18 protein-coding genes are annotated in these 21,461 nt (G+C 71.8%); 6 read left to right on the top strand and 12 right to left on the bottom strand.

Annotated features, from left to right (window positions below):
• Positions 1 to 38: 38 nt before the first annotated feature.
• The 4 genes from AC3EUJ_RS16450 (at position 39) to AC3EUJ_RS16465 (ending at position 7,579) form a co-directional block, all read left to right on the top strand.
• A complete protein-coding gene (locus AC3EUJ_RS16450; protein WP_431961970.1) occupies positions 39 to 1,502 on the top strand; it encodes a TIGR02678 family protein in 1,464 nt (487 codons plus the stop codon).
• On the top strand, positions 1,499 to 5,587 hold the full coding sequence (locus AC3EUJ_RS16455) for a TIGR02680 family protein (protein ID WP_431961971.1): 4,089 nt from the start codon (positions 1,499 to 1,501) through the stop codon (positions 5,585 to 5,587). Before AC3EUJ_RS16450 ends, AC3EUJ_RS16455 begins: the two co-directional genes overlap by 4 nt.
• Positions 5,577 to 6,836 (top strand): TIGR02679 family protein, encoded by a 1,260-nt coding sequence (locus AC3EUJ_RS16460; RefSeq protein WP_431961972.1) that lies wholly within the window; start codon positions 5,577 to 5,579, stop codon positions 6,834 to 6,836. Before AC3EUJ_RS16455 ends, AC3EUJ_RS16460 begins: the two co-directional genes overlap by 11 nt.
• 251 nt (positions 6,837 to 7,087) lie before the next feature.
• Complete coding sequence (locus AC3EUJ_RS16465; protein ID WP_431961973.1) at positions 7,088 to 7,579, top strand: MarR family winged helix-turn-helix transcriptional regulator; 492 nt, start codon at positions 7,088 to 7,090, stop codon at positions 7,577 to 7,579.
• 366 nt (positions 7,580 to 7,945) lie between these two features.
• Here AC3EUJ_RS16465 and AC3EUJ_RS16470 read toward each other — a convergent pair whose 3' ends face one another.
• Complete coding sequence (locus AC3EUJ_RS16470) at positions 7,946 to 8,440, bottom strand: nitroreductase family deazaflavin-dependent oxidoreductase (RefSeq protein WP_431961974.1); 495 nt, start codon at positions 8,438 to 8,440, stop codon at positions 7,946 to 7,948.
• Between the two features lie 302 nt (positions 8,441 to 8,742).
• On the opposite strand from AC3EUJ_RS16470, the gene AC3EUJ_RS16475 reads away from it, so the two are divergent.
• Both AC3EUJ_RS16475 and AC3EUJ_RS16480 read left to right on the top strand, forming a co-directional pair.
• Complete coding sequence (locus AC3EUJ_RS16475; protein WP_431961975.1) at positions 8,743 to 9,396, top strand: DUF4142 domain-containing protein; 654 nt, start codon at positions 8,743 to 8,745, stop codon at positions 9,394 to 9,396.
• Positions 9,397 to 9,424: 28 nt separating this feature from the next.
• Positions 9,425 to 10,798, top strand: a complete 1,374-nt coding sequence (locus AC3EUJ_RS16480; RefSeq protein WP_431961976.1) for a DUF1996 domain-containing protein — start codon at positions 9,425 to 9,427, stop codon at positions 10,796 to 10,798.
• Positions 10,799 to 10,924: 126 nt separating this feature from the next.
• Here AC3EUJ_RS16480 and thpD read toward each other — a convergent pair whose 3' ends face one another.
• The 11 genes from thpD to AC3EUJ_RS16535 form a co-directional block, all read right to left on the bottom strand.
• Positions 10,925 to 11,803: an ectoine hydroxylase gene (thpD, locus tag AC3EUJ_RS16485; RefSeq protein ID WP_431961977.1), complete on the bottom strand. Its 879-nt coding sequence runs from the start codon at positions 11,801 to 11,803 to the stop codon at positions 10,925 to 10,927.
• A gap of 19 nt (positions 11,804 to 11,822) precedes the next feature.
• Positions 11,823 to 12,227 carry an ectoine synthase gene (locus tag AC3EUJ_RS16490; RefSeq protein WP_431961978.1) on the bottom strand — a complete coding sequence of 135 codons (405 nt, stop codon included), beginning with the start codon at positions 12,225 to 12,227 and terminating at the stop codon, positions 11,823 to 11,825.
• 23 nt (positions 12,228 to 12,250) lie between these two features.
• Entirely contained in the window at positions 12,251 to 13,516 is a 1,266-nt protein-coding gene (gene ectB / locus AC3EUJ_RS16495; protein ID WP_431961979.1) for a diaminobutyrate--2-oxoglutarate transaminase, read from the bottom strand.
• 3 nt (positions 13,517 to 13,519) lie between these two features.
• Complete coding sequence (gene ectA / locus AC3EUJ_RS16500) at positions 13,520 to 14,038, bottom strand: diaminobutyrate acetyltransferase (protein ID WP_431961980.1); 519 nt, start codon at positions 14,036 to 14,038, stop codon at positions 13,520 to 13,522.
• A 17-nt stretch (positions 14,039 to 14,055) separates the two neighbouring features.
• The gene (gene ehuA / locus AC3EUJ_RS16505; protein ID WP_431962015.1) at positions 14,056 to 14,853 is read right to left on the bottom strand and encodes an ectoine/hydroxyectoine ABC transporter ATP-binding protein EhuA; all 798 of its coding nucleotides are present in this window, start codon (positions 14,851 to 14,853) and stop codon (positions 14,056 to 14,058) included.
• Positions 14,854 to 14,863: 10 nt separating this feature from the next.
• Positions 14,864 to 15,502, bottom strand: coding sequence for an ectoine/hydroxyectoine ABC transporter permease subunit EhuD (ehuD, locus tag AC3EUJ_RS16510; RefSeq protein WP_431961981.1), 639 nt, complete (start codon positions 15,500 to 15,502; stop codon positions 14,864 to 14,866).
• Complete coding sequence (gene ehuC / locus AC3EUJ_RS16515) at positions 15,502 to 16,236, bottom strand: ectoine/hydroxyectoine ABC transporter permease subunit EhuC (RefSeq protein WP_431961982.1); 735 nt, start codon at positions 16,234 to 16,236, stop codon at positions 15,502 to 15,504. The genes ehuD and ehuC overlap by 1 nt, the downstream gene beginning before the upstream one ends.
• Before the next feature lie 12 nt (positions 16,237 to 16,248).
• Positions 16,249 to 17,145, bottom strand: coding sequence for an ectoine/hydroxyectoine ABC transporter substrate-binding protein EhuB (ehuB, locus tag AC3EUJ_RS16520; RefSeq protein ID WP_431961983.1), 897 nt, complete (start codon positions 17,143 to 17,145; stop codon positions 16,249 to 16,251).
• A 468-nt stretch (positions 17,146 to 17,613) separates the two neighbouring features.
• On the bottom strand, positions 17,614 to 19,071 hold the full coding sequence (gene zwf, locus AC3EUJ_RS16525) for a glucose-6-phosphate dehydrogenase (protein ID WP_431961984.1): 1,458 nt from the start codon (positions 19,069 to 19,071) through the stop codon (positions 17,614 to 17,616).
• Between the two features lie 7 nt (positions 19,072 to 19,078).
• Positions 19,079 to 20,110, bottom strand: coding sequence for a phosphogluconate dehydrogenase (NAD(+)-dependent, decarboxylating) (gene gnd / locus AC3EUJ_RS16530; RefSeq protein ID WP_431961985.1), 1,032 nt, complete (start codon positions 20,108 to 20,110; stop codon positions 19,079 to 19,081).
• Between the two features lie 456 nt (positions 20,111 to 20,566).
• The gene (locus AC3EUJ_RS16535) at positions 20,567 to 21,208 is read right to left on the bottom strand and encodes a superantigen-like protein SSL4 (RefSeq protein ID WP_431961986.1); all 642 of its coding nucleotides are present in this window, start codon (positions 21,206 to 21,208) and stop codon (positions 20,567 to 20,569) included.
• Between the last annotated feature and the right edge of the window lie 253 nt (positions 21,209 to 21,461).

Raw genomic sequence — 21,461 nt, forward strand, 5'->3', positions numbered from 1 at the left:
CCGACGGCACGCCCAGCGGTGCGAAGGGGGACCGGAGCGTGAGCCGCGTCGCCGAGGGCGTCTCCCCCCTCGAACTCGCCGACTACCAGAAGGCCGTGCGGCTGGTCCTGCGCCATCCGCTGATCACGGCCGCCCATCCGGACACCACCGCGCTGCCGGTGGTCCGCCGGTGGGCCGAGCAGTTGCGCACCGATCTGATGGACACGCTCGGGTACCGGCTGGTCACCACCGCCGACACCGCACGACTCCAGCGCGTCCAGGACGGCCTGGACGCCACCCGCCCGGCGCTCACCCGCGCGGGCCGCCCCTTCGACCGGCGACGCTACGCCTTCCTGGCCCTGGCCATCGCCGCCCTGGGCCGCCACGGCACACAGGTCGCCCTCGGCGAGCTGGCCGAGACCGTCGCCGCCGACGCCGCGCGCATCGACGGGCTCGGCCTGGACACCGCCCGCAAGTCCGACCGGGACGCCTTCGTGGACGCCGTCACCTGGCTCACCGAGCGCGGCGCGCTCGGCCTCGCCGACGGTTCCGCCACCGCCTGGGCCGGCGACCCGGAACGGGCTGAGGCGCTGTACGACATCGACCGTGAGATCCTCACCGCGATCCACCACCCCACCCGCGTCCTGCAGCACCTGACCTCGGTCACCGCGCTGCTGGGCACCGGCAGCGCGCTGAGCCTGTCCTCGGGGCGCGCCGCCCAGCGCCGCGACCAGGCCCGCCGCGCCCGACGCCTGGTGCTGGAGAACCCGGTCGCCTACTACCACGACGCCGACCCCGGCCTCGTGGGCCAGCTGCGCGCACCGGCCCTGACCGAGGACCTGGAGCGCCTGACCGGGCTCACGGTGGAGCGCAGAGCCGAGGGCGTGGCCCTGCTCGACACCTCCGGCAGGCTGTCGGACCTCCGCTTCCCCGGGGGCGGCACGGTCGCTCAGGCCGCGCTGCTGCTGGGCGCCCGCATCAGCGCCGCCGCACAGCGCACCGGACGGCACGCCCCCGAGCTGATCTCCGCGCCCACCGCCGCCGAACGCCTGGCGGACAGGGCCCGGCGCATCGACGGCGCCCTCCCGGCGCGCGGGGTCCTGGGCGGGCTGGCGGAAGCCGGGTCCGAGCCGGAGGAACCGCCGTACGGGTACCGGCCGGCGACGTACGGGAAGGAGCCGGAGCCGCGGGACGAGCACGGCCCGGGGCCCCAGGCGGCCCGCCACCCCTTCGTCACCGACTCCTGGCTGCGCGGCAGGCTCAAGGAGATCGTCGTCGAGTACGGCGCGGGCTTCGCGGCCGACCTGCGCGGCGACCCCGACCGGCTGCTGGACCAGGCCCTCGGCCTGCTGGCCGCCATGTCGCTGATCGCCCGCGTCGACGGCGGCGTCCTCGCCCTGCCGCTGCTGGCCCGCTACCGCGGGGTCACCGCCCAGGTGAAGACCCGGACCCCCACGCGCCCACCGGCCGGGCCGCCGCCCGCTCCGACCACCGACGACACCGTGAAGGACCCGACCCGGTGAGCATCCCCGCTCAGTCCCCCGCCCCGCGTTCCCGTTACGTCCCCACCCGCGCCGGGATCATCAACCTGTGGGACTACCGGGACGAGGAGTTCTCCTTCGCGAACGGGTGGCTGGTGCTGCGCGGCCCCAACGGCTCCGGCAAGACCAAGGCCCTCGAAGTCCTCTTCCCCTTCGTCCTCGACGGGCGGATCGACCCCAAGCGGCTCAACCCGTTCGCCGCCGAGGACCGCACCATGAAGTCCAACCTGCTCTTCCGCGGGCAGGACAGCGCACTCGGCTACGTGTGGATCGAGTTCACGCACACCGCCACCGGCGACGCCGTGACCTGCGGCATCGGACTGCACGCCCAGCGGCACCGCGACACCCCGGCCCGCTGGCACTTCGTCGCCGACGGCCGCGTCGGACGGGACTTCTCCCTGCTCACCGTTGACGACCGGCCCATGACCAGGAAGCAGCTGGCCGCCGAACTCGGGCACGAGCCGATCGCCTCCGCGACCGAATACCGCGCCGCCGTCGACCGCCGCCTGTTCGGCCTCGGCCAGGAGCGGTACGAGCAGCTGCTCACCCTGATCCTCACCCTGCGCCGCCCCCAGCTCGCCAAGAACCTCGACCCGGCCAAACTGTCCGGCACCCTCAGCGAGGGACTGCGCCCGCTCGACGACGACCTGATCGCCGAGGCCGCGCGTTCCTTCGACGACATGGAGTCCGTGCAGCGCACCCTGGAGGGCCTGACCGCCGCCGACGACGCCACCCGGGCCTTCCTGCTCACCTACTCCACCTACCTGCGGGTCCACGCCCGTACCGCCGCCGACCGGCTCACCGCCCGCCGCGCCGAGACCGCCGAGCGCGCCGCCGCGCTGCACGCCGCCCGCGAGGAGCTGGCGGCGGCCCGCGAACAGCAGGCCGCCGCCGGGACTCGCGCCGAGACCGCCGACGCCGCACTGGCCGCCGGGCGGGCCCGTCTGGAGCAACTGCGGTCCTCCGCCGCCTACCAGGCCGTCGAGCAGCTCGCCGACCTGGAACGCCTGGTCCGCACCTGCGAGCAGACCGCCCGGCAGGCGACGGCCGAACGCGAACGCCGCGCCGCCGCCACCGGCCGCGCCCGCGCCGAGGCCGAGCGGGCCGAGCACCTTCTCGCCGGACTCGACGCCGCCGTCTCCCGCGACGCCGCCGCCGTCGCCGACCACGCCCACGCGGCCGGCATCCCCTGGATCCCGGCCGACGCCGAACCCGACCGGATCGGCCGGCGCGCCGCCGCGCTCGCCGCCGCCCGCCACGAGGGCGTACGGGCCGTGCGCGGCGCCCAGCAGGCATCGCGCGCCGCGGAGCAGACCCGGGACCTGACCCGGGCCGCGCTCGACCGAGCCCAGGAAGCCGTCGCGGCGGCCGGGGCCGCGCAAGTCGAAGCCGAATCGGCGGCCGAGTCCACCCGCGCACAGGCCCGCACCGCTCTCGCCCGATGGCACACCGACCACGGCGCACTCCTACCGCCGGAAGGCGCCGGCCTGCTCGCCGAAGCCCTGGAGCGCACCGGGGAACCCGAGGCGGCCGGCCTCGCCGACGTCTTCGCCGAGGCCACCGCGCCCGCCGTGCAGGAACTGCGCGACACCCTCGCCTCGCTGCGCGCCCAGGCCGCCGACCTGGAGCGCCGGCGCGCCGAGAGCCAGGCCGAGCGCGACCGGATCGCCGCCGAACACGACGACGCCCCGCCCCCCGCCCGCGGGCGCACCGCGGACCGGACGCGGGGCCACGGCGTGCCGCTGTGGCAACTCGTCGACTTCGCCGACGACCTGAGCGACCGCCGGCGCGCCGGGCTGGAAGCCGCCCTGGAGGCCTCCGGCCTGCTCGACGCCCTGGTCACCGCCGAGGACACCGACGTGCCCGCCGGATGCGGCGACGGCTACCTGCGGGCCGGGGCCCCGGTCGACGGCCCCAGCCTGGCCGACCTGCTGCGGCCCGAGGACGGCACCGCCCTGCCCGCCGAGCGGATCACCGCCGTGCTGCGCTCCGTCTCCGTCACCGGCGACCTCTCCGCCTCGGCCCCGCAGATCAGCCCGGACGGCCGGTACGCGGCCGGAATCCTGGTCGGCGCGCACAGCAAGGAGCACGCCGAGTACGTCGGGGCCACCGCCCGCGAGCGCCGCCGCGCCGCCCGGATCGCCGCCTGCGAGGAGCGGATCGCCGAACTCACCGCCGCCCTCGGCGAACTGGCGGGCACCCGGGCCCGCACCGAGGACGCGGTGGAGGCGTACGCGGCGGCCCGCGCCGCCCTGCCGCGGACCGGCGCCGTCCTCCGGGCGCTGCGCGAACTCGACCGGGCGGCGGCCGCCCTGCGCGCCACCCGGGACACCGCCGACACCGCCCAGAACGCCTACGACGAGTCCGTCGCCGCCTGCTCGGCCGCCCAGCGCGCGCTCCACCGCGCCGCCGCCGAGCACGGCATCCCCGCCGACCGCGCCGAGGCCGTCGAGACCGCCACCCGGGCCTTCGAACAGGCGGTACGCGACGTGACCGCGCGCCGCCGTGAGCACGCCGCGCAGAGTGAGGCGGCCCGTGCCGCCGCCGACCGGCTCACCGCCGCGGCCGAGGACGAGGAGTCCGCCGCCGACGCCGAACGCTCCGCGCGCCGCCGGCACACCGAGGAGGCGGCCAAGCTCGACGCCCTCCACGAGGCCGTCGGGGCCGAGGCACAGGAGGTGATGCGCCAGGTCCAGGAGACCGAGGACGGCATCGACGGCCTGGCCCGGGAGGCGGAGGCGGCCCGCGCCGCCCAGCACACCGCGATCGCCGCCACCGCCGCGGCCGAGGCCCGCCGGACCGCCGCCGCCGACGCCCGGTCGGTCGCCGCCGCCGAGGAGAAGGACACCGCCCGTGGCCTGCGCCCGTACGCCGCCCGGGAACTGCTGGACATCCTGCGCTGCCCGCCGGGCCTGGTCTGGCCCGCGCAGGAGGCCGACTGGGCCGGCGACGACCTGCCGCCCGCCGTGGACGCCGTCCACCAGGCCGTCCTGGCCGCCACCCGCGACCTCACCCCGACCGAGAACAGCGTCAAGCAGTCCGTCACCCGCCTCACCCGGGCCCTGGACGAGCTCCAGGCGCAGCTCGCCGCCGCGGGCCAGGACTACCGGCCGGAATGGGACGGCTCCGACGGTGTGATCCTGGTCCGCGTCGCCGACGAGGAGGGCCCGTTGCCCGTCGGCTCCTTCGCCGAGAAGATCGCCGCCCACCGCCGCGACCAGGCCGAACTCCTCAGCGACTCCGAGCAGCGCATCCTGGAGGACGCCCTGCTCACCCGGCTCGCCCAGCAGATCCACGACCGCACCGTCGACGCCCGCGACCTGATCCGCCGCATGAACACCGACATGCGCAGCCGCACCATGTCCTCCGGCACGACCGTCGGCGTGAGCTGGCTGCTGGCCGACCAGCTCGACGAGGAGCAGCGCGCCGTCTGCGCCCTGCTCGACGCCGACGCCGCCCGGCTGGGCCCCGACGGGCTGACCCGGATGCGCGTCCACTTCGCCGCGCAGATCAAGAACGCCCGGGCCCGCCACCGCGACCTGCCCTACCGCGACCTGCTCACCCAGGTACTGGACTACCGGCGCTGGCGGCAGTTCGCGTTCCAGTTGGTGCGCCCGGACAAGACCGAGGAGAAGCTGACCCGCGCCCGGCACAGCCGGCTGTCGGGCGGCGAGCAGTCCGTCTCGCTGCACCTTCCGCTGTTCGCGGCCGCGCACGCCATGCTCAACTCCGCCCACCCGCACGCCCCTCGGCTGCTCGCCCTGGACGAGGCCTTCGCGGGGGTGGACGACACCGGGCGGGGCGAACTGATGTCGCTGGCCGCCCAGTTCGACCTCGACCTGTTCATGACCGGGTACGACCTGTGGGCCGCTCACGCCGAGGTCCCCGCCGCCGCCCACTACGACCTCGCCCACTCGGCGATCGACCACACCGTCTCCGCGCTGTTGCTGGTCTGGGACGGCGCCCGGCTGCTCGCCGACGACACCGGCGACCTGACCGCCGCCCTCGGCTCGCCCGGTACCCGGCGCGTTCCGGCCGCGGAACCGGAGGCCGCTGTTGCCGGCTGAGGACCCTCCGGCCGCCCACGAGGAACTGCGCGGTGCGGGCTGGGCCAGGCTTCTGGCCGCGGCCCGGCGCCGTCTGGAGCGTAGCGGCGGAGCGCTGGACGGCGAGATCGGACTGACCGCGCCCGACGAGAGCGAACGCCGCACCGTCATCGGCATCACCGGCCGCTACCGGCCCGAGACCGTCGCACGCCTGACCGTGCCGCTGCGCGACCTGGACGACTACCTGCGGCGCCGCTACGGCACCGGGCTGACGCAGACCCTGGCCGGGCTGGACGGCCCGCTGCGCGACCGGCCCGCCGAACGCGCCGCCGAGGACACCCGCCGCGCCGCGGCCCTGGACGCCGCCCGCGCGAGCCGGCTGGCCGGCGACGCCTGGTTCACCCGCTGGCTGGACCAGATCGCGGCCGACGGCACCCTCACACGCCTGGTGCGCCGCACCGGACCGCCGCTGCTCGGCGCCGCCGTCCGGGTCCTGGAGCGGCTCCCCGAGGACCCGTCGCGGATCGTGCCGCTGCCGGTGCTCGCCGAACGGGCCACCGGCGACACCAAGTCCCTCGCCGCCGGCGGCCCCCTGGAGCAGCTCGTGCTGCGGGCGCTGGCCGAACGCGGCGGCACCCCGGGCGAGGTGCCGCGCGACCGGGTGGGCCGGCGCGTCCTGTGGGAGAGCGCCGGAGTCGTCGCAGACGACCTCGCCAGCCAGGTGCTCGTCCTGGGAACCGGCGCCAGAGGCGACGGCCCGGTGAGCCGCTGGCTGCGCGAGGCCGCCGAGGCCGGCATCCCCTTCCGGCTCACCCTCCACCAGCTGGCCTCCGCCCCCGACCCCGTCGTCCCGGCCGCCCGCACCGTCTTCGTCTGCGAGAACCCGGCCGTCCTGCGCGCGGCCGCCGCCGAACTCCAGGGCAGCGGCGCGGCCCTGGTCTGCACCGAGGGCGTACCGTCCGCCGCCTGCCACCGGCTGCTCGGCGACGCCGCCCGCGCGGGCGTACGCCTGCGCTGGCGCGCCGACTTCGACTGGCCGGGCCTGCGCATCACCGCCGCGGCCCTGGCCCGGCACGGCGCCGAACCCTGGCGGATGACCGAGGCCGACTACACCGCCGCCCTCGGCTACGGCGAATCCACGCCCCTTGCCGGTCCCCCCGCACCCAGCCCCTGGGACCCCGGACTGGCCCGGGCATTGGCGGGGTCCGGCCGGGCGGTCATGGAGGAACGCCTCCTGTCCGTACTCCTGTCCGACCTCGCCCGCACCTGATGCGCCGACCGGTCCGCGGGCACCGGCCGGGGACGGAGCTGCCCGATGCCGCCGACGACGCGCGCAGTGGCCGAGGTTGCGGACCGTGCGGCGGGCGGTTGCGGCTGCGGCATTTGCTTGGGTGCACGGGCTCTCGCCCGGGTGGGATCCGGCACATGGCCCGTCCGGCGGCACCGGCGCCGCGCACCGGACATCCGCCTCAGGCAGGGGTGTGCCACCACGTGTGTGGAGGCACGTTGTACAAATGACCCATGGCCGCCAGAACCCCAGCTTCCGAATCCGACGCCGAGGCGATGGTCAGTGCTGTGCTGACCGCTTCACGCCTCCTCGTCGCGGTGTCCGCGCGCTCGCTCGCGGCCGTCGAGGACGCCCTGACACTGCCGCAGTTCCGGATGCTGGTCGTCCTCGACACCCGCGGCGCGCTGAGCCTGTCACAGCTCGCGGCCGAGCTGGGTGTGCAGCCGTCGACCGCTATGCGCATGCTCGACCGCCTGGAAGCCGTGCACATGGTGATGCGCGGCCACCAGCCGACCGACCGGCGCACCAGCGTGATCTCCCTCACCGCCACCGGCCGGCGAACCGTGCACGAGGCCACCGAACATCGCAGGTCCCAGATCGCCGGCATCGTCGACGCGATGCCACCCGGTCAGCGGCGCCATCTGATCCGTGCCCTGCAGGCCTTCACCGAGGCCGGCGGCGAGCCGTCCGTGACCGACGGGACGCAGCGGCACGTCGGCTGGTGATACGGGGAGCGGCCCACCCGGCCGCGCCCGGACTCAGGGCTTGGCCCCGTCCACACGCCCAGGACGCAGGATGCGGATCTGCGTGCTGGTGCATGAGGGACACCTGGGATGCGCCAACGGGGACGGCACATGCACGCCGTCCGCGTGGTACTCGGTCAAGGGCCGTCCTGACACGTCGGTGGCGTGCCGAATCTCGTACGTTTGCTCCCACCCGCGTCCGCAGCCAAGGCAGACGAACGAGTACGCCTCGTGGCTTCCCCTGTCGTTCATGTGCCATCTCCTCCACTGTGTGGGTGGATGTCCATTTTATTGCCCAGCGCAAAAGTATGGAAACTCGCCTATCTGCGTGGAAGATCGTCGCCCGGATCACTCGTCAGGAGGTGCCGGGGTCACCGCGACGAACGGGATGTGGTCCCGGCCGATCAGGTAGTAGTCGTCGGCGCTGCCGTCCGTCTCCAGGCCGCACAGGCGCATCAGCCGCCGCGCCAGGCGGGGGTGCCGCGAGGCGTACGCGGCCATGAGCCGGCCTGATTCGTCCGGGGGGAGCGGTCGGGCGACGGCCGGCGTGGTTCGGAGCCCTGTCTGGATCGTCACCCACGGAGTGCGCCGGATGTTGCGGTACCACTGGGATCCTTCGCCGAAGCCGGCGGCGAGCCGGTATGCGCCGGTGTCCGGGTCCCGGCCCGTGACCTCGAGGACGACCTGCCGGGGCAGTCCGGTGTCGCGCCCCGTGTGGGTGAGCAGCAGCATCCGGCTGCCGAGCAGCCAGCCCAGACGCCATCGGTACAGCTGGATCGGCGCCCGCAGCAATGTGCGCCGCAGCCCGGTCGGGGGTTGAACCGTCCTGGTCCTGTGAGGCATGGCGCCACCTCCCGGCCAATTGATTAGGCCATGCAAACATTGCACAGTCTAATCGATTCCGCGCCCCGTGGCACGCCGTGGACGGAAGCCGCGCGAATCCGGCCCGGCGCGCGCGTACTCGCCGCGCTCGCGGACGCGACGCTGAACGCATCGGTGCGCGAATCCGTACAGAGCGCAGAGAGGGCGGCGGAGTGTAGCCCGGGCACCCCCCGCGGCGGCTGGAATCGTCAAAAGAGAGAACTTTGCATTGTGCAAAGGTAGCGTGCCGGGTGCCCTGACGCCCCATAGCCAGGAGGCACCCCGTGAACTCCCATGCCCGACAAGCCCGTTACTCCTCCCGCCGCGTTACGGCCACGGCCGTCGTCCTTGTCGTGGCGGCGGTCATCGCCGCGGTCTCCCTGCTCGATTCCCGTCATGACGGTCTCTCCAGCGAGGCCGTCGCGGCCGGCCTTCCGAACGCCACCAGGTCGAACACGACGGGGAACCTCACGGACCTGGACAAGACCTTTCTGACGAAGGTGCGTCAGGCCGGGCTGTGGGAGATCCCGGCGGGCCGACTCGCCCAGACCCACGCCTCCAGCGAGGCCGTCAAACGCGCCGGGATGCATCTACTGGACGGGCACAGCAAGCTCGACCAACTCGTACGCGAGGACGCCAGGGGCCTCGGCGTCCCCATACCCGACCAGGCCACCCCGGAACAGCAGGCATGGGTCCGCCAACTGGAGAACGCCCAGGGGCTTCAGTTCGACCAGCTCTTCGTCGACCTGCTGCGCAACTCCCACGGCAAGGTCTTCATCGTCATCGGCGAGGTCCGGGCCACCACCAAGAACCCCCTCGTCCGGCGCCTGGCAACGCAGGCCAACGACACCGTCCAGGACCACATGGAAGTCCTGGAGGACACCGGCCTCGTCACCGACGCGACGCTCGAGGACGTCGCCTCCTCCATACCCCACTGACCCCGACCGCCCGACCGAAGGTAACCCCATGCGACCCATGACCCGCAATGGCTCACGCGCCAGGCGAAGGAACACCACGCTCGTCGCGGCCACCGCCCTCCTCCTGGGCGGCGGCGTCATCGCGACCCTCAACGTCTCCGCCAGCGCCGGGGAGTACCGCAACCGGCAGGGTGCCGCGCCCACCGTCGACTGCCCAAAGGTGAGCAGGCACCTGCCGGACGTCCCCAGCCGGGCACGCGCCGAAGTGCGCCGCAACCTCGAGCAGCTCGGAGCGCAGATCGAGGAGGCCAACCGGCGCCTGCGGACCGCCCAGCGCCGAGGACAGGCCGACGAGGACTTCGTGCGCAACGCCGTTCTGGGCCCGCTGAGCGCCAAGCGCAAGGCGACGCTCGATCGCATCGCGACCGCCATCGACCGGGTCGCGGCGCGCCCCAGCGGCCTGGTCTCGCTCGCCGCCTGCACGGTGAAGGGAATCCCCAGCTCCGCCGGACCCAGCGCCTCCCCCTCCGCGACGCTCCCGAGCGGACCGACCGCCGACGACTTCGTGGACATCACCACCGTCGCCCCGAACGTCAAGCACGTCCGCAATCGTCGTGGCGCGTCCACCGGCACCTTCGTGTCCCGCTGCGGCGTCAACGCGCAGAAGCGACGCAACACCGACAACGTCATCGTTGCTCCCGGCGTGCCCAACGGCGCCCACCACACCCACGACTACGTCGGCAACGACTCCACCGACTTCCAGTCCACGGACGACAGCCTCGCCGCGGCCGGCACCAGCTGCACCAACGGCGACAAGTCCTCGTACTACTGGCCGGTGCTGCGCGTCCAGGACGGCACCCGCGAGACGGACGCCGACCAGCTCGGCGGCGGCCTCGAAGGCAACATCGGCCGCATCGTCACCGCGGATCAGGCGACCATCAGCTTCCGGGGCAGCCCCGTCGGGAAGGTGACCGCCATGCCGCGCTTCCTGCGCATCATCACCGGCGACGCCAAGGCCTTCACCAACGGCACGGCCAATGCCAACGCCCACTGGAGCTGCACGGGCTACGAGAACCGGGTCCAGCTCACCGACAAGTACCCCCTGTGTCCGCGCGGCAGCCGGGTCGTCCGCAGCTACGCCTTCCAGAACTGCTGGGACGGGAAGAACACCGACAGCGCCAACCACCGAAGCCACGTCGCCTTCGCCCGACCGGACGGCCGCTGCCCCCAGGGCTTCCGGGCCATTCCGCAGCTCGTCATGCGTCTGGTCTACAACGTCCCGGCGAAACCGAACTTCGCCGTGGACGGCTTCCCCGAACAACTGCACAAGCCCATCACCGATCACGACGACTTCATCAACGTCATGCCGGACCGTCTCATGCGCCGAGCCGTGTACTGCATCAACAGCGGCCGCCGCTGCTGACACCACCCGCAGACGCCCGGTGCCGGAGAGGGGAACACCGACGCCCTCACCGGCACCGAGCCGCATCTGCCGTGACTTCCGCCTCGAACGAACCCCTTTCCGTTGCGCGGGGTTCCCGCCGTGGGCTCAGCCCAGTGGCGCGAAGTCGCGCGCGCCGATGTACTCCGGGCGCCGAGTGGGTGCGGCGAAGGGCTCCACGGCGGCGTTCTCGACGCTGTTGTAGACGATGAAGACGTTGCTGCGCGCATAGGGGGTGATGTTGTCGCCGCTGCCGTGCATGCAGTTACAGTCGAACCAGACCGCCGATCCGGCAGGACCGGTGAGCAGTTCGATGCCGCGCCGCCTCGCCATGCCGGTCAGGGCCTCGTGGGAGGGAGTGCCGGCCACCTGCATCTGGAGCGAGCGCCGGAAGTTATCGGGCGGCGTGGCGCCGGCGCAGCCCAGGAACTGGTGATGCGACCCCGGCATGATCATCAGTCCGCCGTTGCAGGCGAGGTTGTCGGTGAGGGCGACGGAGACCGACACGGTGCGCATCCTCGGCAGTCCGTCCTCGGCGTGCCAGGTCTCGAAGTCCGAGTGCCAGTAGAAGCCGGCCGCTCCGAAGCCCGGCTTGAGGTTGATCCGGCTCTGGTGGACGTAGACGTCGGAGCCCAGGAGCTGGCGCGCCCGCTCGGCCAGCCGGGGGTCCCGGACGAGTTGCGCGAAGGTCTCACTGATCTTGTGGACCTCGAAGATCGAACGGATCTCGTCAGAGGCGGGCTCGACGATGGCGCGCGGATCGGCCCGGACGGTCGGGTCCGTGCGGAGGCGTTCGAGCTCGGCGCGGTAGACGCCGAGCTCCTGCGCGGTGATCTGGGCACCCACGGTGAGGAAGCCGTTGCGTTCGTAGCCGCGCAACTCGTCGGTCGCGAAGGGGCCGGGGCGTTCCGACCAGACGACCGGGTCGAGGCGGGACGTGATGACTTCCGCCACGCCTCGGGTGGGGTAGACATCCGTGTTCGTCATGGGGACGGTCATGCTCGGCTCACACCTCTTCGGTCTCGGTGATCAGCGGGTAGGCACCGGTCGCGTCGTGTACCTCCCGCCCGGTGACCGGGGGGTTGAACACGCAGACGAACCGCAGGTCGGTGGCAGGCCGCACGGTGTGCCGCTCGTGACCGTCGAGCAGGTACAGGGTGCCGGGTGAGAGGCGGTGTGTCAGGCCTGTCTCGTGGTCGGTCACCTCGCCCGTGCCGTCGATGCACAGCACGGCCTCGATGTGGTTCGCGTACTGCATGGTGGTCTCGGTACCCGCGTACATCACCGTCTCGTGCAGTGAGAAGCCGGCACCGTCTCCGGCGAGGACGATGCGCCTGCTGCGCCAGGTGCCGCTCTCGGCGGAGACGTCCCGGTCGGTTCCCTCGAGTTCGTGCAAGGTCCGGACGATCATTGTCGTTGCCTCCTGTGTTGCCGTCAGCAGGTTTCGTCGACGGCCTGCGCGAGCAGGCCGAGGCCCTGGGCGAGCTCCTCGCGGGAGATGGTCAGCGCGGGCAGGAGCTTGACGACCTCGCTCTCCGGACCGGAGGTCTCCACCAGCAGGCCGAGCTCGAAGGCGCGGGCGCACACCTTTGCGGCTCTGGACCGGTCGGGGAACTCCAGCCCCCACACGAGGCCCCGTCCGCGGTGCACCGCGCCCTCGTGCCGTGAGCAGATCGCCCCGAGCGCCGCCCGCGCGACCTCGCCGTGGGCCCGTGTCTGCCGTGCCAGCACGTCGTCGGACCAGTAGGACCGCAGGGCGGCCGCAGCCGTGACGAAAGCGGGATTGTTGCCCCGGAAGGTTCCGTTGTGCTCGCCTGGTTCCCACACGTCGAGTTCCGGCCGTAGCAGTACCAGGGACATGGGCAGGCCGTACCCGCTGATCGACTTGGAGAGCGTCACGATGTCGGGGACGACGCCTGCTTCTTCGAAGGAGAAGAAGGTGCCGGTGCGGCCGCAGCCCATCTGGATGTCGTCCACGATCAGCAGCATGTCGTGGCGCCGGCACAGGTCGGCTAGGGCCCGAAGCCACTCCGGTCGTGCCACGTTCACCCCTCCTTCCCCCTGGACCGTCTCCACGATCACGGCAGCCGGTTCATTGAGACCGGACCCGCGGTCCGCGAGGAGCCGTTCGAACCACAGGAAGTCGGGGACCGAGCCGTCGAAGTAGTTGTCGTACGGCATCGGGGTTCCGTGCACCAGCGGGATGCCCGCGCCGGCCCGCTTGAAGGCGTTGCCCGTGACGGCCAGCGAGCCCAACGACATGCCGTGGAAGGCGTTGGTGAACGAGATGACGGCCTCTCGTCCCTTGACCTTGCGTGCGACCTTCAGCGCGGCCTCGACGGCGTTGGTCCCGGTGGGCCCCGGGAACATCACCTTGTGGTCCATGGAGCGCGGTTGCAGGACCAGATCGCGGAAGGTTTCCAGGAATTCGCGTTTCGCGACCGTGCTCATGTCGAGGGCGTGGGTGATGCCGTCGCGTCCGAGGTACTCCAGCAGGGCGTCCTTGAGTCCTGCGTTGTTGTGGCCGTAGTTCAGCGCCCCGGCACCCGAGAAGAAGTCCAGGTACCAACGGCCTTCCTCGTCGCGGATGCGGCTGCCTTGCGCCAGGTCGAAGATGGTGGGCCAGTCACGGCAGTAGCTGCGTACTTCGGATTCCACGGCTTCGAAGACGGATGTGGTCGGTGCGGTGGGAAGAGCCACCGGTTACCTCCTGGCGAGAGTGGGGGTGAACGGCCCGATGCGGTAGAGCAACTCCGTATCGTGTGCATCGGGGAAGACAACGGTGTCGAAGAGGACCTCGCGTGTGACCGGGGCTTCGTGCCGCCCGGCGAAGGAAACGAAGAGCCGCGCGGAAGCGGTGTTCCCCGGAGTGATGGTCGCCTCCAGATGCGACGCCCCGGCGGAGCCGGTACGTGATACGAGCGTGTCCAGCATGGCTGCTGCCACGCCGCGGCCGCGCAGCTCGGTATCCACGGCGATCTGCCAGACCACGAGGGTGTTGGGGAGTTCCGGTCGTATGTAGCCGGTGACGAATCCGCAGAGCTCGCCGTCCGGACCCTTGGCGACCAGGGACGTCTCGGTGAAATCGCGGCACCACAACAGGTAGCTGTAGGACGAGTTCAGATCGAGCGTCCCGCTTCGCCGGGCCAGCCGCCACATCCCGGCACCGTCCTGGATCTTGGGCCGCTTGAAGGTCACTCCGGCGTAGGGGGTTACTGCCACGGCAGAGCCCGTATCCATCACAGAACCGCCCTTATGAACTCGCGCGTGCGTTGCTGCCGCGGATCGTTGAACAGTTGTTCCGGGGGTCCGGATTCGATGACGCGTCCGCCGTCGAACATCATGACCCGGTGCGAGATGTCCCGGGCGAAACCCATCTCGTGGGTCACGCAGAGCATGGTGATGCCGGTCTGGGCGATGTCCCGCAGCACGTCGAGGACGCCCGCGACCAGTTCGGGGTCCAGCGATGAGGTCACCTCGTCGAGGAGCAGCACCTCTGGCTGCATGGCCAGGGCGCGGGCGATGGCCACACGCTGCTGCTGTCCGCCGGACAGCGTTGTCGGGTGCGCGTCGGCCTTGTCGCTCAGTCCGACGAGGGCGAGGAGTTCCCTTGCGAGTTCGACGGCCTCGTCCCGGTCCATGCCCAGCACGTGTACGGGCGCCTCCGTGAGGTTCGCGAGCACGCTCATGTTGGGGAACAGGTTGAACTGCTGGAAGACCATTCCGATCCGCCTGCGGAGCTGCCGCAAGTGGCTCTCGCTGGCCGGCACCAGTTCTCCGCGTGGTCCGGGCATGTGCGAGTACGGTTGCCCGTCCAGGTAGATGACTCCCTCGCTGACGCGTTCCAGCGTCATCAGCAACCGCAGGATGGTCGTCTTGCCCGATCCACTCGGCCCGATCAAGGTCACGCGTTCACCGCGCCGGACCCCGAAGTCCAGCTGGTCCAGAACGGTGTGATCACCGAACCGCTTCACCACGCCGTCGAAGGTGATCCGGTCGATGCCGTTGCCGACGGGTTCGGTGGAGGACGTCTCCAGCGGTACGGATTCAGTAGGGCTTGGCAAGGCGCTCCTCCAGTTTGCGCATGGCGACCGAGGTCGGATAGCTCGCGATGAGGAAGATCGCGGCGGTGAGCGTCAGCGTTTCGAGATAGGCGAAGTGCTCGGATCCGAACTCGTCGGCCTGGTGGACCATTTCGGCGACGCCGATCACGCTGAGGAAGGGCGTCTCCTTGAACATCGAGATCACGTAGTTGCCCAGTGCCGGAACCACGTTGCGCACCGCCTGCGGCAGGATGACGGCCCGCCAGATCCGGCGACGCGGAAGTGACAGCGCCACGCAGGCCTCCCACTGCCCCTTGGGCACGGCGTCGATGCCGGCCCGGTACACCTCGGAGGTGAAGGCGGCGTAGTGGACTCCGAGTACGGCGACGCCGATCGTCATCACGGGTAGGTGCGGAAGGAGTACCCAGGCGGCGAACAGCTGGATCATCACCGGTGTCGACCGCACGAACTCGACCGCGGCCCGAACCGGCAGGCGAATCCATGTCCGCCCGCGGTACGCCATCGCGACGACCAGTCCCAGCACGATGGCCACGAGGGAGCCCAGCACGGTGACGGCGAGGGTGAGCTGGAATCCGCGCAGCAGGATCGGCAGCGAGTCGGCCGCGTTGTCCCAGTTCCACATCACACGGTTCCCTTCGGCGCAGCCGCGTTCAGCGGGGTGCCCGTGCCACGCAGGCGGGTCGTGCGTGCGCTCCCCTGGCCCAGGCGGGCCTTCCCCGCCCTCTCCAGGGCGTTCATGGCGAGGGTGAGGACGTACGCGAGCACGAAGTACAGGACGAGCAGGACCAGGTAGGCGTTCTTGGTCTCACCCGTGGCGGAGCGCAACTGCTGGATCCGGAATGTGATGTCGGCAACCGTGATCAGGGAGACCAGCGGGGTGGACTTCAGCACCTGGATCAGCAGGTTGTTGAAGGGCGGGATCATCTGCGGCCACGCCTGCGGCAGCACCACCAGACGCATCCGCTGGCCCGCCGTCATGTTGAGCGCGATCGCGGCCTCCCGCTGCTCCCGGGGAACGGCTGCCAGCGCTCCCCGTACGACCTCGGAGCCGTACGCGCCGAAGTTGAGACCGAGCGCCACCACGGCGCAGGCCAGAGGTACGAGCTGGTAGCCGATGATGGGGAGGGCGTAGAAGAGCCAGAAGAGTTGCACGAAGAGCGAAGTGCCGCGGAAGAACTCCACGACGGTGCGGCACGCGCCCCGGACCGGTCGCCACGGCGCACCCGCGGCGAAGCCCAGCAGGAAGGAGAGCACCAGCGCGAGCAGGGCCCCGAGTACGGTGACCTCCACGGTGACCGCAAGGCTCTCCAGGACACCGGGCCATGAGCGGAAGAACTCGGTGAAGAAGTCTTCCATGACCAGCCGCCGTCAGCTCTTGCAGAGCGCAGCGGTCGTCAGGTCGGCGGGTGGGATCTCGGACTTGCCGAAGCCGTACTTGCCGACGAGGCCGACATACCGGTCGGGGTCAGAGGTGATCTTCTTCAGTTCGACGTTGAAGGCATCGCGCAGAGCGGTGTCCTTCGACCGGAACACCGCGCCGCCGGGGCTGTACTGCTTCTCTCCCTTGACCATGGGCACGAAGGGCGAGAGCACTTCGACGGGCGCGCCCGCGTTGGCCTTGGCGAGCCAGTTGAGCGAGATGCCGGTCAACGCGAAGGCGTCGATCCGGCCCGCGACCAGGGCGTCCAGCCCGTCCTGCTGGCCCTGGATCGAGATGATCTTGTCATTGCTCACGCCCGCGGCCTGGGCATAGCTCTTCTCCACCGCGGCGGTCAGCACCCCTACCCTGACTCCGGCCGACGAGCAGGTGCCCAGGTCCGCGAGCTTCTTGGGGTTGCCCTTGCGGACCATCAGCGCCGTGGGCGAGATGAACTCCGGCTCGGAGAAGATGGCGTTCTCGCATCGCTCCGAAGTGATCGCCATCCCCGCGCTCACCACGTCGAACCGGTTGGCGTTGAGGCTCGGGATCAGCGCTCCGAACTCGACGATGCTGGCTCTGAGTTGCGGGACGCCGAGGGCCTTGAAGATCTGCTTGTGCAGGGTGGGGGCTTCGCCGGCCAACTGCCCGCCGTCCTTGAACCCGTACGGCGCCTCATTGGCGAAGCCGATGCGTACGTACCCCTGCTTGCGGATCGTGGCCAGCAGGTCGTCCGAGCTGTCCGTCGAGCTGCACCCCGACAGCAGGCCGGGTACGGCCGCGAATCCACCGACAGCGGCAGCGCTGGTCAGGAACGTCCTGCGGGACAGGCTATGGCTGGGTGACACGAAGATGAACTCCCCGGAATCGCGCGATGTGAGGTGTGGCGCACCGGATCCCGGGCAGGCGCGAGGGCGTACAGGGATCCGGCGGCCGACCTCCTGATGGCTTTAGACTATGCAAACTTTGCACAGTCGAACCAACTTGCAGAGCATGCCGTTACCGAATCGCAGCCCCATGGCGAAGTCGCGGCGACGGTCGCGTACATGACGGACCTGCCGGAACGTGGCGGACCGCCGAGGGGAGAAGTACTCCGGTACCGGACGGTGGGCGGCATCTGCGCCGCCGAGGCGCCTGCGATGTCCGGCCTCCTGGAACGGGCGACCCCGCACGAGCCGGCGGGGAGTCGGGCCCCCGGCCCGGACACGGCCCCCGTCGAGCAGTGCGGTCCGGACGGAAGGCGTCACGGTCTCCAGGGCGCCCGCCGGTGACCCGCCGCGGCGCGGACAGAGGAGGCCGGCTCGCCTGCCTGCCTCTCACGCGTGGCCGGGAAGGCTCCAGTGATGCGGTGCGATCAGCCGGTGGACGCTTTCCGGGCCCCAGGAGCCGGGTGCGTACGGCTGGACCGGCGGCGGATCGTCGAGCAGCGGGGTGGACGCCTCCCACAGGCGCTCGATGCCGTCGGACCGGGTGAACAGCGACTGGTCGCCCAGCATCGCGTCCAGGAGGAGGCGTTCGTAGCCCTCGAGCGCGTGCATCGTGTTGAAGGAGTCGGCGTAGCCGAAGACCATCTCCGCCGTGCTCAGGCGCATGGCGGGGCCGGGCTCCTTCACCAGGAAGGAGGCGGTGATGCGGCCCGGGTCGTCGAAGTCGATCACCAGCGCGTTGCTCCGGGCACCGGAGTGGCCCCGTGCGGCCAGCGGGAACATGCGCAGGGCCGGTTCCCGGAAGCCCAGGGTCACCACATGCCGCGCCTCGGCCAGGGACTTGCCCGAGCGCAGGTAGAAGGGCACGCCGGCCCAGCGCCAGTTGTCGATGCCGACGCGCAGGGCGACGAACGTCTCGGTGTCCGACTTCGGGTCCACGCCCGGCTCGGACCGGTACCCCTCGTACTGCCCGCGGACGACATGGGCCGGGTCGACGGGCTGCAGCGACTCGAAGACCTTCTCCTTCTCGTCCCGCAGGGACTGTGCCTGCAGTGCCGTGGGCGGCTCCATGGCGACGAACCCCAGGAGCTGGAAGAGATGGGTGACGATCATGTCCCGGAAGGTCCCGGTGCCCTCGAAGAACTGGGCTCGCCCCTCGATGCCGATGCTCTCCGGCACGTCGATCTGCACATGGCTGATGTGGTCGCGGTTCCAGACCGGCTCGAAGAGGCCGTTGGCGAAACGCAGGGCGAGGATGTTGTCGACCGACTCCTTGCCGAGGAAGTGGTCGATGCGGAAGACCCGGGACTCGTCGAAGACGGCGTGGACCGACGCGTTGAGCGCCCGGGCCGAGGCGAGGTCGGTGCCGAAGGGCTTCTCCACGATCACCCGGCCGCCCTCGGCGAGGCCGGACGCCCCGAGCGTCTCCACCACGGAGGTGAAGGCGCTCGGCGGCACCGCCAGATGGAACAGGCGCCGCGGCTTCCCGCCGACGGCCTGCTCGGCCTCCCGTACGGCCGCGACCAGCGGCTCTGCGGCGCCGGGATCGCACGCGCCGAACGACAGGGCGGCCTCGAACTCCTGCCACGCGCGGCCCTCGGGCCTGGACCGGCCGAATTCGGCGACCGCGTCCCGCGCGTGCTTGCGGAAGTCCTCGTCGCTCAGCGCGCTCTGGGCCGGCGCCGAGCCGACGATCCGGTAGCGGTCCGGCAGCAGCCCCGCCTTGGCGAGGTGGAACAGGCCGGGCAGCAACTTGCGCCGGGCGAGGTCGCCGGTCGCGCCGAAGAGCACCACCACGTGGTCCTCGGGGACCGGACCGTGACTCGGCGAGGGGGAACGGCCGGACATGGCGCCGTCACCCGGTCTTCTCGGCGTGGCCGCCGAACTCGCCGCGCATCGCGGACAGCACCTTGTCGCCGAACTCGCCGAGCCCGCGCGAGGCGTACCGTTCGGCCAGCGAGGCGCTGATGACGGGGGCGGGCACGCTCTCGTCGATGGCCGCCTGGACCGTCCAGCGGCCCTCCCCGGAGTCCGAGACCCGGCCGGTGAACTGGTCCAGCCGCGGTGAACGGGCGAGCGCGTCGGCGACGAGGTCGACCAGCCAGGAGCCGATGACGGAGCCGCGCCGCCACACCTCGGCGACCTCGGCCACGTCGATCTCGTACTGGTACGCCTCAGGCTCGCGCAGCGGTGCGGTCTCGGCGTCGACGTCCCTGCGGCCCAGCCCCGCGTCCGCGTGCCGGATGATGCTGAGGCCCTCGGCGATGGCGGCCATCATCCCGTACTCCACCCCGTTGTGGACCATCTTCACGAAGTGGCCGGCGCCGCTCGGCCCGCAGTGCAGATAGCCCTCCGGGGCCGTCCCGTCGGTCCTGGTCCTGCCGGGCGTGGGCTCGGCGTTCCCACGGCCCGGCGCGATGGTGCGGAAGACCGGGTCCAGTCGCGCCACCGGCTCGTCCTCGCCGCCGATCATGAGGCAGTAGCCGCGGTCGAGCCCCCAGACGCCGCCGGACGTGCCGCAGTCGACGTAGTGGATTCGCCGCTCGGCGAGCTGCCGGGCGCGGGCCATGTCGTCGCGGTAGTAGGAATTGCCGCCGTCGATGACGGTGTCGTCGGGTTCCAGCAGCGCGACGAGCTCGTCGAGCGTCGACTGCACGACCCCCGCCGGGACCATCAGCCATACGTTCCGGGGCGGCGCCAGCTTCTCCACGAAGTCCTGGAGGGAGGCGGCTGCCGTCGCCCCCTCCTTCTCCAGTTCCAGCATCGCGTCGCGGTTGAGGTCGTGGACGACGCATGGATGGCCGTCGCGCATCAGCCGGCGCACGAGATTCGCGCCCATGCGGCCGAGCCCGATCATGCCGAGCTGCACGGGTGAGTCGGTGGCCATCGTCGGTTCCCCGTTCCTCGGCGGCCTCCACGGGCCGAAGGTCCTGTTGTCCCGTACGGACGGGCGGCCGTGGCGGCCGCCGCTTGCCCTGGCGCGCACTCGGTTCCCTGCGCCGGGAGGCGTCGCGGGTGTCCACACCTCAGGGCGGTTCCCTGGGAATCTATCCAAACGGGACATTCGGCGCGACGAGCGGAAGGCTGCCCGCTGGGCAGGGCGCGACCGCACGGGCGGCCCTGACCAGCGATCCCCCTCCACGCCGGGGGCCGCGCCTGGTCCGGAACGCCGCTGCCGCGCTGCGCCGTCCTGGTGACAGGCCAGTCCTGCGGCCCGCGACCTGACGGACCCGGCGGCGCGATCCGCCCGGAGGTTCCGCCCCGGTGCGCGTGGCCGTCCAGGGGTCGCCCTGACGCCGGGCAGGGCGGAGTCCTCGCCGCCGCCCTGCCCGGCGGCGTGCCGTCAGCGTGCGACGGCGCAATTCCGCCAGGCCGTGGCCAGGGCCCGGGGGATCTGCGGGATGTCGCGGCAACCGCCCTCGCCCGCGGGGAAGCCGTCGGTGGCGATGTAGACCCAGTCGCTCCCGGAGGCGGCGCGGAAGTACTTCATCGCGCTGCCCTCGTCCTGCAAGCTCACCAGCTCGCCCTCGGTCGCGCCCCTCGTGGGCTGGAACTGGGCGGCGGCGTAGCGGACGGTACCGCACTGACCGTAGAAGAACCGCTGCGGCGCCGGCTCGATGTGTACCAGGCGCGGGGAACGGTTCCGGTACGCCCGCGTCACCGCGGCCTTGACCTCGCCGCTGACGGTCAGATTGCCGCAGCCGGGCAGACGGGCGGGGGCCTGCCGCGTGCTGGGTGAGGTGGCGGGGGCGGTGGAGCGGGTCGAGGGCGTCGGGGCCGTGGCGGAGGGCGACGTGACGGAGTGGGACGGCAGCGCCGAGGGGGAGTCACTCGCCGACGGGCCGGGCGTGGCGGAGGCGTCCGTCGAGGGTGAAGTGGCCGAACGGGCGGCGGAGTCGGACCCGGAGGATCCCGTGCACCCTGTCAGCAACAGGATTCCGCCCAGCAGTGCGGCCGCCCTTGCGACACCTCTGAATCCGGACAACTCGACGCTCCTCCTCGGTTGATGAACCTCATGCGCACCCCGCCGTGCCCCACCGCCGGTAATCCGCTCACCCATCACTACTCCGCCGCGCCGCAGGCGGGTTGCACAGACGGCGCACAAAACGATTGCGATTGCGCATACGCGTACGCCGCGCCCTGTGACGTTCTCCCTGCTCGCGCTGCTGCGTCGCACCCCCGCCCACCGCTGCGCCCACTCACGCCCGGCCGTCGGTACCGCAAGGGGCCGGACGCCA

It is taken from the genome of Actinacidiphila sp. bgisy160 (genome assembly GCF_057707815.1).

Coding starts and splice junctions, on each gene's coding strand:
- AC3EUJ_RS16465 (WP_431961973.1), top strand. CDS start 7,088: ATGGCCGCCAGAACCCCAGCTTCCGAATCCGACGCCGAGGCGATGGTC.
- AC3EUJ_RS16470 (WP_431961974.1), bottom strand. CDS start 8,440: ATGCCTCACAGGACCAGGACGGTTCAACCCCCGACCGGGCTGCGGCGC.
- AC3EUJ_RS16480 (WP_431961976.1), top strand. CDS start 9,425: ATGCGACCCATGACCCGCAATGGCTCACGCGCCAGGCGAAGGAACACC.
- thpD (WP_431961977.1), bottom strand. CDS start 11,803: ATGACGAACACGGATGTCTACCCCACCCGAGGCGTGGCGGAAGTCATC.
- AC3EUJ_RS16490 (WP_431961978.1), bottom strand. CDS start 12,227: ATGATCGTCCGGACCTTGCACGAACTCGAGGGAACCGACCGGGACGTC.
- ehuD (WP_431961981.1), bottom strand. CDS start 15,502: ATGTGGAACTGGGACAACGCGGCCGACTCGCTGCCGATCCTGCTGCGC.
- ehuC (WP_431961982.1), bottom strand. CDS start 16,236: ATGGAAGACTTCTTCACCGAGTTCTTCCGCTCATGGCCCGGTGTCCTG.
- zwf (WP_431961984.1), bottom strand. CDS start 19,071: ATGTCCGGCCGTTCCCCCTCGCCGAGTCACGGTCCGGTCCCCGAGGAC.
- gnd (WP_431961985.1), bottom strand. CDS start 20,110: ATGGCCACCGACTCACCCGTGCAGCTCGGCATGATCGGGCTCGGCCGC.